Source organism: Endozoicomonas sp. NE40 (genome assembly GCF_040549045.1).
Lineage (GTDB): Bacteria > Pseudomonadota > Gammaproteobacteria > Pseudomonadales > Endozoicomonadaceae > Endozoicomonas_A > Endozoicomonas_A lisbonensis.
In genome coordinates, this window is the sequence record NZ_JBEWTB010000002.1 from 3,068,483 (window position 1) to 3,083,163 (window position 14,681).

General features: G+C 49.5%; 11 protein-coding genes. 2 read left to right on the forward strand and 9 right to left on the reverse strand.

Features of this window, described 5'->3' with window-relative positions:
• Window positions 1–97: 97 nt before the first annotated feature.
• The 8 genes from V5J35_RS14745 to V5J35_RS14780 all read right to left on the reverse strand — a co-directional run bounded on the left by V5J35_RS14745 (window position 98) and on the right by V5J35_RS14780 (window position 11,159).
• Window positions 98–2,293: a YgiQ family radical SAM protein gene (locus tag V5J35_RS14745; protein WP_354007868.1), complete on the reverse strand. Its 2,196-nt coding sequence runs from the start codon at window positions 2,291–2,293 to the stop codon at window positions 98–100.
• Between the two features lie 175 nt (window positions 2,294–2,468).
• A complete protein-coding gene (locus V5J35_RS14750; RefSeq protein WP_354007869.1) occupies window positions 2,469–4,034 on the reverse strand; it encodes a hypothetical protein in 1,566 nt (521 codons plus the stop codon).
• Complete coding sequence (locus V5J35_RS14755) at window positions 4,034–4,528, reverse strand: SycD/LcrH family type III secretion system chaperone (RefSeq protein WP_354007870.1); 495 nt, start codon at window positions 4,526–4,528, stop codon at window positions 4,034–4,036. Before V5J35_RS14755 ends, V5J35_RS14750 begins: the two co-directional genes overlap by 1 nt.
• A 300-nt stretch (window positions 4,529–4,828) precedes the next feature.
• Complete coding sequence (locus tag V5J35_RS14760; RefSeq protein ID WP_354007871.1) at window positions 4,829–5,413, reverse strand: porin family protein; 585 nt, start codon at window positions 5,411–5,413, stop codon at window positions 4,829–4,831.
• A 65-nt stretch (window positions 5,414–5,478) separates the two neighbouring features.
• A complete protein-coding gene (locus V5J35_RS14765) occupies window positions 5,479–6,948 on the reverse strand; it encodes a glutathione synthase (protein WP_354007872.1) in 1,470 nt (489 codons plus the stop codon).
• A 2-nt stretch (window positions 6,949–6,950) separates the two neighbouring features.
• Window positions 6,951–8,756, reverse strand: coding sequence for an ABC transporter ATP-binding protein (locus V5J35_RS14770; protein WP_354007873.1), 1,806 nt, complete (start codon window positions 8,754–8,756; stop codon window positions 6,951–6,953).
• A complete protein-coding gene (locus tag V5J35_RS14775; protein ID WP_354007874.1) occupies window positions 8,756–10,555 on the reverse strand; it encodes an ABC transporter ATP-binding protein in 1,800 nt (599 codons plus the stop codon). Before V5J35_RS14775 ends, V5J35_RS14770 begins: the two co-directional genes overlap by 1 nt.
• Window positions 10,556–10,736: 181 nt before the next feature.
• Window positions 10,737–11,159, reverse strand: a complete 423-nt coding sequence (locus tag V5J35_RS14780; RefSeq protein ID WP_354007875.1) for a MarR family winged helix-turn-helix transcriptional regulator — start codon at window positions 11,157–11,159, stop codon at window positions 10,737–10,739.
• 226 nt (window positions 11,160–11,385) lie between these two features.
• Here V5J35_RS14780 and V5J35_RS14785 point away from each other — a divergent pair, with 226 nt between their 5' ends.
• Together V5J35_RS14785 and V5J35_RS14790 are read left to right on the forward strand one after the other, a co-directional pair.
• Window positions 11,386–12,654, forward strand: coding sequence for a DASH family cryptochrome (locus V5J35_RS14785; RefSeq protein WP_354007876.1), 1,269 nt, complete (start codon window positions 11,386–11,388; stop codon window positions 12,652–12,654).
• A 3-nt stretch (window positions 12,655–12,657) separates the two neighbouring features.
• A complete protein-coding gene (locus V5J35_RS14790; protein WP_354007877.1) occupies window positions 12,658–14,229 on the forward strand; it encodes a cryptochrome/photolyase family protein in 1,572 nt (523 codons plus the stop codon).
• Here the strand turns inward: V5J35_RS14790 and V5J35_RS14795 are convergent.
• On the reverse strand, window positions 14,207–14,362 hold the full coding sequence (locus tag V5J35_RS14795; protein WP_354011303.1) for a DUF2256 domain-containing protein: 156 nt from the start codon (window positions 14,360–14,362) through the stop codon (window positions 14,207–14,209). The genes V5J35_RS14790 and V5J35_RS14795 overlap by 23 nt on opposite strands.
• Between the last annotated feature and the right edge of the window lie 319 nt (window positions 14,363–14,681).

A 14,681-nucleotide genomic window follows, 5' to 3' on the forward strand; every position in this document is an offset into this window, starting at 1 on the left:
CCACATCAAATGATGTGGGCTTTTTCGTATGTGCTGCTTTTGTTTTTCTGATCAGGCAGACAAGCCTGCGCAAGAGCACAGACCTGTCAGTATCTTGTTATCGACGTTTGCGCCTGTTCTTCTGAGGCTTGGAAGAACGACTGTCCCATTGTCCACCGCGAGCCTTCTGGTATTTTTGCGAAGGTCTGGCTGTTGCCCCTTTTTGCTTTGACTGGCGAGGTTCATCGGCAGGAACCAGCTGATTTGCACCATTGCCAATCAGGTCCGCACGACCAATCTCTTTTAATGCCTGACGCAGGAATGGCCAGTTTTTCGGATCATGGTAGCGCAGGAACGCTTTTTGAATACGACGGTGGTGCAGCTCTTTATGAGTATCGAGGCTTTCGCTTTTGTAAGAAACTTTCTTCAGCGGATTGCGACCGGAATAATACATCGCAGTGGCCAGTGACATAGGCGACGGATAGAAGGTTTGCACCTGGTCGATACGGTATTTGTTTTTCTTCAGCCAGAGCGCCAGATTGATCATATCTTCATGCTCACAGCCGGGGTGGGCGGCAATAAAGTAAGGAATCAGGTATTGCTCTTTACCAGCTTGTCTGGAGAAGTGATCAAACATCTTCTTAAAGGCATAGTAGGTTTCTATGCCCGGCTTCATCATCTGGTTCAGAGGGCCCTTCTCGGTATGTTCCGGAGCAATTTTCAGGTAGCCACCCACATGATGAGTCACCAGCTCCTGCACATACTCAGGGTCGTGTACAGCAAGGTCATAACGCAATCCGGAAGCGATAGCGATTTTTTTGATGCCGGGAATAGCACGAGCCTTACGGTAGAGCTGTGTCGTATGTTTATGGGAGGTTTCCAGATTTTTGCAAATGCCAGGAAACACGCAGGATAAACGACGACAGTTAGCCTGTGCTTTTTCTTCCTTACAGAACAGGCGGTACATATTGGCAGAAGGTCCACCCAGATCTGAAATCTGGCCAGTAAAGCCCGGCACTTTTTCGCGAATGTCTTCCAGCTCACTGAGTATCGATTCTTCTGAGCGACTCTGGATGATGCGCCCTTCATGCTCGGTGATAGAACAGAATGAACAGCCGCCGAAACAACCTCGCATAATGTTTACCGAGGTTTTGATCATGTCATAGGCAGGAATTTTGGCATTGCCATAAGACGGATGCGGCCTGCGTTGATAGCTCATGCCAAATACGCCATCTATTTCGCGGGTTTCCAGTGGTACCGGAGGTGGGTTTATCCAGACATCCCGACTGCCATGCTTCTGCACCAGAATCCGGGCATTGTGCGGGTTTGCTTCCTGATGCAGAACCCTTGAGGCGTGCGCATAAAGCGTCGGGTCCTGTTTGACCTTTTCAAATGACGGTAGTCTTATGAAACTTTTATCCCTGTCTATGTCTGCTTTGCCCTGCAAAGGCTGAGGGATAATGCGTAAAGGCTGTGGCTCTTCTGATTCAGACTGTTTTGACTTGCACTCATCTTCCGGAATGTATTCGTATGGACTGATGCCATAGGCTTCCTGAAGTGATGAGAGTTCTCTTGGCCAGTCAACACGGGAGCTGTCGATCTCTGTCCAGCCATCCGGCAGGGCTGACTTGACGACAACGGTACCCCGAATGTCCTGAATGTTTTTTATTGATTCACCGTTAGACAGCCGCCAGGCAATTTCAGCCATTGCCCGTTCTGCATTGCCGTACAACAGTATGTCAGCGGTGGAGTCAACCAGTACTGAACGGCGTACCTGATTCGTCCAGTAATCGTACTGGGCAATACGGCGAAGGCTGGCTTCAATGCCACCAAGAATGACCGGGACATCTTTATAGGCCCCTTTACAGCGTTGGCTGTAGACTGTCACAGCCCTGTCCGGACGTTTGCCCGCACTTGCATCAGGGGTGTAAGCATCATCGTTGCGGACTTTAAGATCAGCCGTGTAATTGTTGATCATTGAGTCCATGTTGCCGGCTGTTACGCCGTAGAACAGATTAGGTTTTCCCAGTCGTTTAAAGTCTTCATCGCTGGTCCAGTCGGGCTGGGCAATAATACCAACACGAAAGCCCTGAGACTCCAGAAAGCGACCAATAACTGCCATGCCGAAGCTGGGATGGTCTACATAGGCGTCGCCCGTCACAATAATAATGTCACAGGAATCCCAGCCCAGCTCGTCCATCTCTGCAAGGGACATTGGTAAATAGGGGGCTGTGCCATAACATTCCGCCCAGTATTTCGGGTAGGAAAAAAGATCAGGTGCACAGGCTTTGATCTGCAGAGATGATTTGGTCATAGATGTCTGGTTTTTTGAATGAACAGGGAAGGGCGGCTATTTTTTCAAAAAAAACAATGATGTTATAGCCTGAGAAACAGTTAATTTATTCGTTTAACCGCAGCGGCATTACGGGTTTTTAACGCAAAAAAAAGCCGGCTGTATGAGCCGGCTTAAAGTGGGTGTTATCGCGAGGTTAACTAAAGCGTTTGGCCATAGTGCTGTGCAGTTTCTGATCGTCCTGCATTTTGGCGGTTTCTGCCGGTACGTCGAGCAGTGATTGTGTCAGCCCGGCAGTGGCTGTTTCAGGGTTATCGATCATGTCGATAATGGCGTCACCTCCTGACAGCCCCGCAGCGATTTCCTTGAGCGAATCAAGATCGCCAGACTCAAGAGCCGCAATAGCTTCTTCGAGCTTCTCTTTACTTTCTTCAGCGGCTTTCATCTGTTGCAGCAGTTTCATCATCTCCTGACTGGTCATGGCTGACTCACCTACATCAAGCCCCTGCATAGCTACGGCCAGCTCTTTTTCCATTTTCATTTTTTCTTGTTCGACCGCGAAAGATGACTCATCCGGCACTTTATTTCCTGACGTAGGTTCGATACCAAGCCCTGCGAGGATTTTGTCACCTGAATCATCCCAGGTTTTTTTGTCGCCAATAGGTTTGACAGTAGCAGCGATGTCGTCACCGGCTTTGGAAAAGGCCTGATCGATGTCTTTGCCCATGGCTTTGGCATCTTGCTTCAGGTCTTCACCGGCTTTGGTGAAGGCTTGTTCAATGTCTTTACCCATGGCTTTGGCGTCTTGTTTCAGTTCGTCACCTAAATTTTCCCAGGCTTCTTTCTTGCCCATTGGCTCGAAGGTATCTGAAATTTCTTTACCTGCTTTAGTAAAAGCCTGGTTTGCCTCATTGCCTGCGTCGGTAAAGGCTTCTTCTATGCCTTTCTCAGCGTCGCTCAGAGCCTTTCCGAAAGCGTTGTTTCGCGATAACAGGCTAACGTCGGAGTCAGAGCCATTAATTTCTTCCGCAATCTGAACACCCGCTTCATAGAGAGCGAGCGGTGGGAATATTGCCATAATCAGTCCGGCAAACCATCCTCCTGACGATGACGCCTGTTTCGCTTTTGCCTCTTCAACCTCTTTAATATGCTCTTCTATTTTTTCAATATTTTGGTCATATTTTACTTGGGCATCAGCAGAACGGGACTTTATGCTGAACTCAGTCAGCTTTGCGGAATTATCATCCATCTTGGTCTGAATTTCGCTCATGACCTGTTCCAGCTTGTCTGCATCCAAATTTGGAGACTCTGCAATGCTCTGAAGCTTTGTCACACTTTGTTGTATATCTTTCGCGAGTCCATCGGGAATGGAGGAGGCGAATCCCATCTTGTCCGCTTTAAACTTCAGTTCCTCAGCTTTTACTTCTAACTCGGGTGTTACCAGCTCAGGATGATTTTTCTGGAGCAAATCGAAGCTTGAGTACACGCCTGCCCGGAGTTGGCTTGCGTGGCTTTGCGACTTCACCGCACTGAGCTCTTCCCCGGTTGCAGTTGTTGTATCTGGCTCAGAGATGCTCGGCGCATGGGGATTAACTACGGCAAAAGACACATCGCCTTTGTCAGCGGTGTGATGGGACATTGAGTTGCCGGAAGCGTAGCTCAGGCCTATTTTGTCGGCCTTCTCGGCCTGATCTGCTTTCTGTTGTTCCTGAAAGGACTCTATGGGCGTCTGCGGACGGCCGCCTGATACTGAATCAACCATTAGTGATCCTCCTTGTTCTGTACATCAATAGTGCCAAGAAGCACTTCTGCCCTGTCGATTTCCTTGTGACTGAAGCCGCTGCTTTTAGCCAGCTTCAGAGCGGTTTTGTAGATTTCTTTTGCTTTATCAACCCGGTTAAGCGCCAGGTTGCAATCTGCCATGTAGATAAGAGCCAGAGGGTTTCTCGCATCCAGCCTGAAGGCCAGGGTGTATGTCTGTATGGCCTGAGCATAGAGGTGCATCATTTGCTGGCAGGCACCCAGGCTTAAATAGTTGCGAGGGTTCCACTGGTCATACAGACAGAGGTATTGAAATACTCTGGCGGCTTCTTCGTAATGTCCTGCAGTGTATTGGTTAAAGCCGGTTTTGTAGATGATCTCAAGTGAGTTCTGGCTGATGTTATTGGCTTCAGCCAAAGACCCGCCATTGGCGAGATAGGTAAGGATTTTGGCATACTGATGATCGTCAGCTGCCTGCATGGTTTTATTTAACATGAGCTACGTCCCTGCAAAATTAACTTCAAGAAGTCCTGATATAAAGGTATAGCATCAGAATGAGGGAGTACTGTGGCTATAAAGACCAAAGTCTTAGGATCGTTGTAATATATGCTTTTAAAATCAATGAGTTAATTTCAACGGAAGGGAATAGTGAGAAACTGGGCGTTTTTCAGCAGGGAAGGGAGTGCGCAAAAGGTTTGCTGGAGTGACAGGTGGTTCGTTTCCCTGTGCTCTCTGAGAGGTCATCTGAAAGGGAAGGACAGGCTGCGACCTGTCCTGTGTTAAGGGTTACGTGTATCAGAAGCCCCAGTGCAGTCCCAGGTTCATGCCACGTAAACGTTCTGAATCGTTGATACCTTTGGTGCCATCAAAGTTCAGCTGGTAGTTTCGATAGCCTGCCTGCAGGCGCAGTCCCATGAACAGTTTAAAGCGAACGCCCGCTTCAAAGTCGGTGAAGTCTGTATTGCCATTCTTGCCCCAGTCCATTTTGCCGTAAAAACTGGTACGACTGGCATCGAACAGAGTTACTTCGGTGCTGATCATTGGCAGGGTGCTGGAGAAACTGTCACCTTTCAGCTTGCCTGAATCGAAGCGGCGCAGTCCGAGGCCCAGGTTCCAGTCCAGATTGCCATTATCCAGCAAACGGTAATAACCCAGCGCATCAAAACTGTTGAATTTCATTCTTCTGCTGTCTACGTCGGTGTAACGGACAGCAACGTTAGGCACCAGCGGAACGAAATGTTCAAAGTTGGCATACAGGTTATGCACGCCATCGTGGTTGGCGGTATTCCAGTAGTTGTAACCTACTTTGGCGCCAACCAGTGCCTGGGCGTTGGAAGCAGAAACGAGGAGGACAGCGGCAGCAAGTAGTGATTTTTTCATGTTATCCCTGTGAGCGATGATGTTACCTTGCCTGAGCTGCCTACCTTATCGTTGGTGCTGTCGGGTTAGGATGGTGATTTATACTTAACTGCCAGAGAATCAGCAGCTCCCATGCCGCTGTGAACGCCGCCTTCTGATACGGTTGAAGGTTTGCTGCGAATCAGGTAACCCGCGTAACCGCTGTCATCACCATTGAGACGTGTCATCGGTTTGCCATTGAAATGAAGTGTGAACAGCCCTATCTCGCTGATCAGGTCATCCACTTTTGTGGCTTCGCCCCGACGAACAAGCAGAGCAGGGTGTTGCCTGTGAGCCGGGTGCAGGCGGCGCATCAGTGACCACGCCTGATAGTCTTCACTGGAAAGTGACTTTAGTTTTGGCAGAATATCGTCACCAAAAATGCAGTGACCACCGCCTTCGCCCTGGTTCTTCAGTACCCAGTTATTGCAGGGTTTATCCGCGAACCAGTCGGCACTGTTTTCGTCAACAGGTAGCATGACGCCCAGAAATTCTTTTGCTTCACTGGCTTCGGGCAGGGTAAGGCCAAAACGGGTTAATTCCTGTGCAGTCATCGAGGTCAGCAACATCTGAACCCGTTTGCTGGTGGCCAGCTGCTGGCTGACCGTGGCGTTGATTGCAACCTTATGCTGCTCCATAAAAGCACGGGTCTGGCTTAAAGCCTGACAGCAGCGAGCCTCTTCCAGGTCGTGGGCGACAAAGTCAGAGTATTGATAGCCTGCACGAAGATAGACGGCATCAACCCCGCCAATGCCCTCAAGCAGCAACCGGGCGTTTTCTCCGGTTGAAAGCTGGTCGTGAAGCTCACGGAATGTACGACGAACGGTTCTTATGCCAAGGTTTTGCAGGCCCTGCTCCAGAAGGTGCTGGTCGTAAACGTTGTCTTCATCTGCTTGCACCACCATCAAAAACACCGGTTGTCCGGTTTCTCCGGATTCTCCGGATTCTTCCCGAACCTGTCTGGCGGTTGCCGCAACGCCTTCTGACAGCAGCTCAATGGCCGGGTTGTCAATCAGGCGCAGGTCATCTTCGGGTGACCACTTCCGGAAGGTCACAGGCCACTGTTGCTGCATATAACGATGCAGTTCATGGGCTCGCTGGCCAAAGGGACCCATACCTGCAGCGATGCCATTGAACTCAATGACCCTGGGACCTTCTTCCGCATCGTCCATAAAGTCAGTACGCATAAACAACATGGGTTGCCTGAGCGCTTTCTGCTGACCAAAATGAATGCGCTTGTGCAGATTCAGCAGGCTGGTAAAAAAAGGGTCTGCACCGGCAATGGGGGCCATGACCTCCTGCAGGTATTTATGGTCTTCAGAAACCGCATGAATCAGTTTTGCCAGCACAGGTACGGCTTGCCTGAGATGAGAAAAGCGTGCCTCCTCAATCAATGTGGGCGCCAGACTGAAAGCGCAGTGTGTCGCTGATTCAGGCGATGTTTTCAGGGAAAAACCGTTTAAAAGAGCCCATTCAATGGCGTCTTGAATGGCGGGGTCCCGGGTTATCTGGTTCATCTTTATGCCACCGCTAAACTGGAAGAAGGTGCTTCGTCAGAAAGTTTGTCTGCAGGGTTATGCAGCTGTTCTTTAGTCTGCTGTGACAGGTACAGGTCACGGTATTGACCGGTCTGGTTAAGCAGCTCACAGTGAGTTCCACGCTGAACTATCTGACCTTTATCCATTACCAGAATCTGGTCAGCATCCTGAATGGTCGACAGGCGATGCGCCACCGCAATGGTGGTACGACCAGAGCGAAGAGTGATCAAAGCATCTTTAATAGACTGCTCGGTTTCTCCATCAATATTGGCGGTTGCCTCATCCAGCAGCAGAATGCGAGGGTCCTGTGCCACCGTTCTCGCAAAGGACAACAGCTGACGTTCACCCGTCGATAACGCCTGACCTCCTGCTCCGGGCTGGTGGTCATAACCGTCAGACAGTTTTCGAATAAATGGGTCGGCAGACACTTTTCGGGCAGCGTTGATTACATCATTCATACTGATATTGGCATGGTTAAGGCTGATGTTTTCAGCAAGGGAACCACTGAAGATATACGGTTCCTGAAAAACCAGCCCAACATGGTTGCGCAGGGCGGATTCACTCATGTTATTCAGTGACTGCCCATCAATCAGAACCTGTCCCTGCTGGTGCTGATAAAAGCGCATTAACAGGTTAATAATGGAGCTTTTGCCACTGCCGCTGTGGCCGACAATCGCCGTAAACTGACCGGGTTCAACGGTAAAGCTGACGTTATCCAGTGCCTGATTCTTCCCGTCATAGGACAGGCTGACGTTGTTGAATTCCATCTTGCCGCTGGTGACGGAAGCATCTCCCGTCTGCCTGCGGGACTCTTCCGGTTCATCCAGCAGTTCAAAAACCCGTTCGGCAGCCACCAGTGACTGTTGCAGGTTACCCAGCTGCATGGAAATCTGGCGGAAAGGTTCAAAGAAACGGGCCAGATAATTGATGAACGCATAAATAGTGCCGACTTCAATCACGGAAAAACCAGCCTTCCAGCCAAACCAGGCGACAATGCCTGCCAGCGCCATGGTTTGCAGGAAGTGACCAAAAGGCATCAGCAGCAGACTGTCAATACCGATCACTTTGCGTCGCAGCAGGCTCCACTCTTTGTTGTTTTCTGCGAATTTTGCACGACGATGTTCTTCCTGACTGGTGGCCTGAATAATCTGCATACCTTGCAGGGATTCATTAAGGCTGGTGTTGATATCTGCCAGTCTGGCACGAACACCGGTCACGACGGGACGGCTCAGGTTCTGGTACAGACGCATGCTGCCCAGCAGAATCGGCACAATAACCAGCATCAGCAGCATCAGTTTAAAATCGAGTAGTGCCAGTGCAGTGAAAATACCCACCAGCTTCAGGGCTCCACGCAGAATGGCGGGAATGACTCCAACAAACATCTGTCGTATAACTTCAGAGTCATTGGTCAGTCTTGATACCAGGCGGCCGGTCGGTTCTCCATCAAAGTATTTCATGGGCAGTTTCAGCAGATGGCTGAACGCCTTTTGACGAATGTCGTGTATAACCTCCAGAGCATTGTCCTGGAACATGACGCCCTGAATGTACTGCAATATCGATGCGCCCACATAAGTACTGGTCAGGGCAATGCCCAGCATCACCAGCGTATTGATGTCGTTATTCCCCACCGCAATGTAATCATCAAGGATAATTTTCATTACCCAGGGTGAAGCCATTTCAAAGGCGGTTGCCAGCATCAGCAGCAGAAAGGCGCCGATAAAGCCTTTTGAGTAAGGGCGGCTGTAGCCCAGCAGGCGTCCAAGTCCTGCAAATCGTTTTGCTTTCATCAGGCGCTTACCAGTGTTGGTGATTCGTTAATGGGCTGGTCATCGGTCGTATCCTCCCGGTTTACCAGAAGAGTGCGTGCCTGTTGTTTGAAGATACGGGCGTACCAGTCAGGGCGGTCCAGCAGTTCGTCGTGGGTACCCTCTTCTTTAATGGTGCCTTCCTCAATGACCAGAATATGATCTGCAGTGATCAGCTCCGGCAGACGTTGAGTGATCAACAGAATGGTCTTTCTGTTTTTGTAGGCAGACAGGTTTTTCAGAATGGTCGCTTCTGTTTTCATATCCAGCGCACTGAAGGCGTCGTCCAGCAACAGAATGCTGGCATCGGTCAGCAGGGCCCGGGCAAATGCCACACGCTGTTTCTGACCACCGGAAAGGTTGATGCCGTTTTCTCCAAGGATGGTCTGGTATCCATCGGAGAAGTGGCAGATCTCGTCGTGAATGGCGGCGAGTCTGGCGGCCTGTTCGATCTCTTCCTGAGAAGCATCCGGCCTGGACATGGCGATGTTTTCCGCAATGGTTCCGGAAAACAGCATTGGCTCCTGGGGAACCCATGCCAGCTGGCTGCGAAGGCTTTTCAGTTTGATCTGGTCAATGGCAATGCCACCGAGCGTAATGGATGAGCCTGCATCCAGATTAAACTGACGTTGCAGCAACCGGAACAGGCTGCTTTTGCCACCGCCGGTTCGGCCGGTAATGCCGATAAAGGAACCTGCGGGAGCCTGCAGCCTGATGTTGGTCAGAACCGGAGAGTCAGCCTTTGGATAGTGGAATGACTGAATATTAAACGCCAGGTCGTGGTTTGCAGGTGCTTCTGCGGCTGTCGTGGCATCGGTCACAGAGGGCTTCTGGCTAAACAGGGATTCCAGTCGGCTCCATGATGCATTACCGCGCTGGAATACACTGAACTGCCAGCCAAACTGCATCATGGGGCTCAGCAACTGTCCAAGGTAAAGCGTGAAACTGGTCAGCAGGCCCAGTGTCATTTCACCGCGTTGAATCAGCCATGCGCCGCCCATCAGGGCAATCACAAAGGACAGACCAAAAAACAGGTTAATGGTGGGGCCAAAGATGGACTCGATACGTGCCACTCTCTGGTTAGCGTTAACAGTTTCACGGGACAGGTCGTAAAAACGCTGCTCCTGTCGTTTATTAAGTTCGTGGGCGCGAACGGCTCGAATGCCGGTGACGGTTTCCCGGGCTTCCTCATTCAGGTCAGAAAAACTGGCCTGAGCCCGGCCAAAGGTTTTGTGCATCGTTGTGCCGTAATGGCTGGTGGCCCAGATCAGTATTGGAAACGGGATCAGAACCAGCAGCGTCAGCTTGCCACTGACGGCGAAAATCATCGCAGCCAGAACGGTGAAGCCTGCAATCACTGAGTCAACCAGGGTCATGATGCCCCCGCCTGCACTTTCCTCCACCGCATTCAGGTCATTGGTGGCATGAGCCATCAGGTCACCCGTGGTGTGCTTCTGATAGAAGTCGGGTGACATCCGTGTAAAGTGGGCAAACAGCCGGTCCCGCTGGCCGCGAACCAAATCAATGGAGGCACCGTACAACAGCGAGCGCCATACATAACGCAGGCCATAAATGGCGATGGCAATCACCATGATACCCGCGATGTAAAGCATTAACTCCTGACTGGTCAGGCTGTCGAGGGTTATTTCATCCACCACACGGCCGATCAGCCAGGGAGGCAGCTGGTTCAGTATTGCAACGACTTGCAGGCTGATAAAAGCCAGAAGGTAGTGTTTCCAGTAGTCACGCAAAATGAAGCGCATTTTCCATAGCAGCTTCATGAACGGTTACTCTTTACTATGGAAATGCAATTTTCATCACCAGAGGTGACGAAAACTGCATTTCGCTCATGGCTGCTTGGTTTGAAAGCGTTTTGCATCAAAGGTTTCCAGGGTTATATGGTTGTCAGCGTCAACCAATTGGGGAATAAAAAAGCCTGCTCAGGCTGTGGTCTTTATTGGGTTACTTCAGGTGTCGGATCAGTGCCTGTAGCCCCTGTACCAGCTGTGCGGCGGCTTCCGGCTCCATTTTTTTCAGCAGTCTGTCTATCCGCTGTGCCTGGAGGCTGGTAGTTGAGTCCAGACAGTCTTCTGCAAGCCCGGTCAGGGACAGGCACTTAATACGGCTATCTTCAGGGTTGACGCAGATGGAGACCAGGTTTCGGGCTTCCAGACGTTTAATTACCCGGGTGGCACCGCTTTTGGTAAAGCCCAGTGACTGACCGATGGTTTGAATAGAGCATTGGGGCTGGTTCTGGATGCTGCGAAGCGCCAGATAGTCAATCAGGCTGAACTCTTCACAATGACTGCTTTCGCAACAGCTCGTGCTGAAATGGTGCGAAAGCGTCAGTAAGGCGTCGAATAACTGTTTCGCCTGTTGGCTCATTGAAGGCTATACCCACACATTAAAATTGAGAGTATTAGAAAAGATATGGTTGACGTAGTCAACTGTGTGGTTAACGAAAACCTGACCAGTCATTTGTCAGGTCAGGTTATAACGGCTACAGATAGCGACTACAAATTGTATGATTACTCGGAAGGGTTATCAGAAAAGTGATCATCAGTACTCATTAGGCGTAACAGCAGAATACTCCATCAGCAGAGGCACTCACATGCGAAAAGGTATTTACTGTTTTCATCGAGATTTGAGAGTCAGTGACAATCCACTACTAAGTAGCGCCCTGGAGGTGTGTGATGAGCTCGCATTTATTTACATCGTCACAGCCCCCGACCGGTTCACTCGGCATTTTTCTCCCCATGTCAGCAAAGGAGCTTGCCGTTCACAGTTTGAAAACAGTGTGCTGGTGGATTTGAAGAAGCAGTTGGTCGATAAGGGATTCACGCTTACCGTATATCGAGGCAGCAGGGTAGGTGTGCTGAGCGAACTTATACAAAGAAACCGAAATATTACCGATGTGTTCACCAATACAGATGTAGACTACAACTGCGTCCGGGCATTCGAATTATTGCAACGCGACCTCCCTCACATCACCTTTCACCATGGAAGACCTAATACGCTTTGGTCACAGGACAACCTCCCTTTCGACCTCCAGAATCTGCCGATATCCTTTACACAATTCAGAAAGCGGGTAGAAAAACAACCACCTGAAGCTAGTGTGGGAATACCGAATTTTGGAAAAACGGCCCTTTTGATGCTAGACGACAGCCTGCTGAGTATTGCGGATGTGTTTGCTCCAGATGAGTACGATAAACAATGGTTGGGGGGAGAGTGCGCCGGGAAAAAGCATTTAGACGATTACTTCGGAACACCGCGCGCTTTAACTTATAAGGAAACACGCAATCATTTTGACCAGTGGGATTTTTCAACTGCGTTCTCACCCTGGCTGGCTTGGGGTTGTATTACGCCTAAGCAAGTATTACGCAGCTTGTTAGTGTTTGAGCGAGCTAACACCAGCAGTGATTCTACGTACTGGATCTACTTCGAGCTCCTCTGGCGAGAGTACTTTCACTGGTATGCGCTGAAACATGGTGCAGCACTGTTTAGCTTCAAAGGGTTAAAACAAACTAAACCGCTAACAACATTTTACCCGGAATGCTACCGGGCATGGTGCGAGGGAGAAACTGGTTATGAAATCGTTGATGCCTGCATGAAGCAGCTGAACCAAACAGGAATGATTTCAAATCGTGGGCGCCAGCTTGTTGCCAGCTGTTTCGTTCACGAGCTGGGGCTGGATTGGCGCTTTGGTGCCGCATATTTTGAAGCTATGTTGATAGACTACGATGTCGGCTCAAACTGGGGTAACTGGCAATACCTTGCGGGTGTTGGCGCAGATCCCAGAGGTCATAGGAAATTTGATTTGGACAAGCAAGCGCAGTGGTATGACCCCGAGGGAACCTTTAGATGCCGATGGCTGGAGTAATCAATGAAGAACAAATTGTCAGGCAGAACGTTTGAAACCGTCAGATTGATATTGGGTGACCAACTCAATAGCGGGCACTCCTGGTATGACGAAATTAATGATCAGACACTCTATGTGATTGCTGAGCTCATTTCTGAGCAGACGTATGTAAAGCACCACATACAGAAACAAGTCGCTTTTTTTGCTGCTATGGATGCATTTGCGCAGGCACTTCAGGAAGAAGGGCATCAAGTACTACACCTGACTCTCGACGATACGCACCGCTTCCGGGAGTTAAGCCATCTTATCCGCGAGGTATGCGGTTTAGTAGAGTGTAAACATTTCCAGTATCAGAGACCCGATGAGTATCGGTTATTGAGTATCTTACGCCAACTAAAGCTGGAAGGCTGTCACACCTCAGAGGCTGATACTCAACACTTTCTCTGCGACTTCGAAACTTTGCCCAAGGAGTTTGAGTCCGAAAAAACGGTCAGACTAGAGCACTTTTATCGTCGTATGAGAAAACGTCACAATATTCTTCTCACACAGGAACAGAAGCCAGAGGGTGGAAAGTGGAACTTTGATGTAGAAAATCGCAAAAAGCTTAAGAAAGCCGATATTGCTGATATTCCGGAGCCGTTGGTTTTCTGCACATCGACGAGAGAGTATAAAGATAGATTGGAAAAGTACTCCGTAGCGGGTTTTGGTCAGATATCAGAGAAACTGGTATGGCCGATAAACCGACAACAGGCACTCAACTTATTGGCACATTTTATTCACACTTGCCTTTGTCACTTTGGCACTTACCAGGATGCCATGACGGATCAGAGCGAGCATGCCTGGTCTCTCTACCACAGCCGACTATCGTTTGCTCTTAACAGCAAGATTCTTTCACCTCTGGAGGTGATACGAGCCGCGGTAGATGCTTACGATTCGAATCCGTCACATGAATTGCTGGCACAGGTTGAAGGTTTCGTTCGACAAATTTTGGGTTGGCGAGAGTACGTTCGGGGAATGTATTGGGCGAATATGCCCGGGTACGAGACCAAAAACCATCTCAATCATAAACGTTCATTACCCTCTTATTTCTGGAGTGGCGACACCAAAATGAATTGCATTAAGCAGGCTGTGTCACAATCATTGGATACGGCTTATGCTCATCACATTCAGCGCTTAATGGTGACGGGCAACTTTTCACTTTTAGCAGAAATAGAACCAAAGCAAGTTCACGAGTGGTATTTAGGCATCTATATTGATGCGATAGAGTGGGTCGAGATCCCTAACACACTGGGTATGGCACTGTATGCTGATGGTGGTTTAATCGCCTCGAAACCTTATGTTTCTTCTGGTGCGTACATAAACCGAATGAGTGATTACTGTGCGAGCTGCGAGTACAACGTTAAAGTGAGGTCTGAAAAAGGTGCGTGTCCGTTTAATGCGCTGTATTGGCGATTTATGGAAAAGCACCGTGAGTGGCTTACTCGGAATCCGAGAATGAACATGGTGTACCGTAATTGGGACAAGCTTGAAGACCGAGAGCGGCAGAGAACATTGGAGTTAGCGGAGAGACAACTTATCGCCCTTGAGCAACTTTAACATGTCTCTCCGAGGCACATCGTTTCGAACAGTATTTGATACTGTGCCAGTTGAGCGCCCATTTCTTACGCCACGTAAATGAGCGATGGCAAACTGGGCAAATTTTGGTCGGTAAATACGCTTTTCGATGCACTATTTTCTTCAAACTACTTTCGAGGAACTATTCCGGAGGCTGTGAACGGTTCTCGAACAGGATATTATCTTTGTCTATATCGTCCGAATCGACTCTCTGGCCTGTAAACCAATGACCTCTATCATATCCAGCATAACAATGGCCAAGCCTTTCAGCTTCATTTTTGGCGTGAGCTTTACAGTGCTTTTTACAGTCATAGTGTGTTTTGGAGGTTTGACCGTTTTTTTCAACTCTGATGGGCCAGCCCCTGCCGGTATATAGCACGTGCCAGTCTGCAGCGATTTTATGAACGTAGGCGGGTTGCGTGGAGCCTGAATAA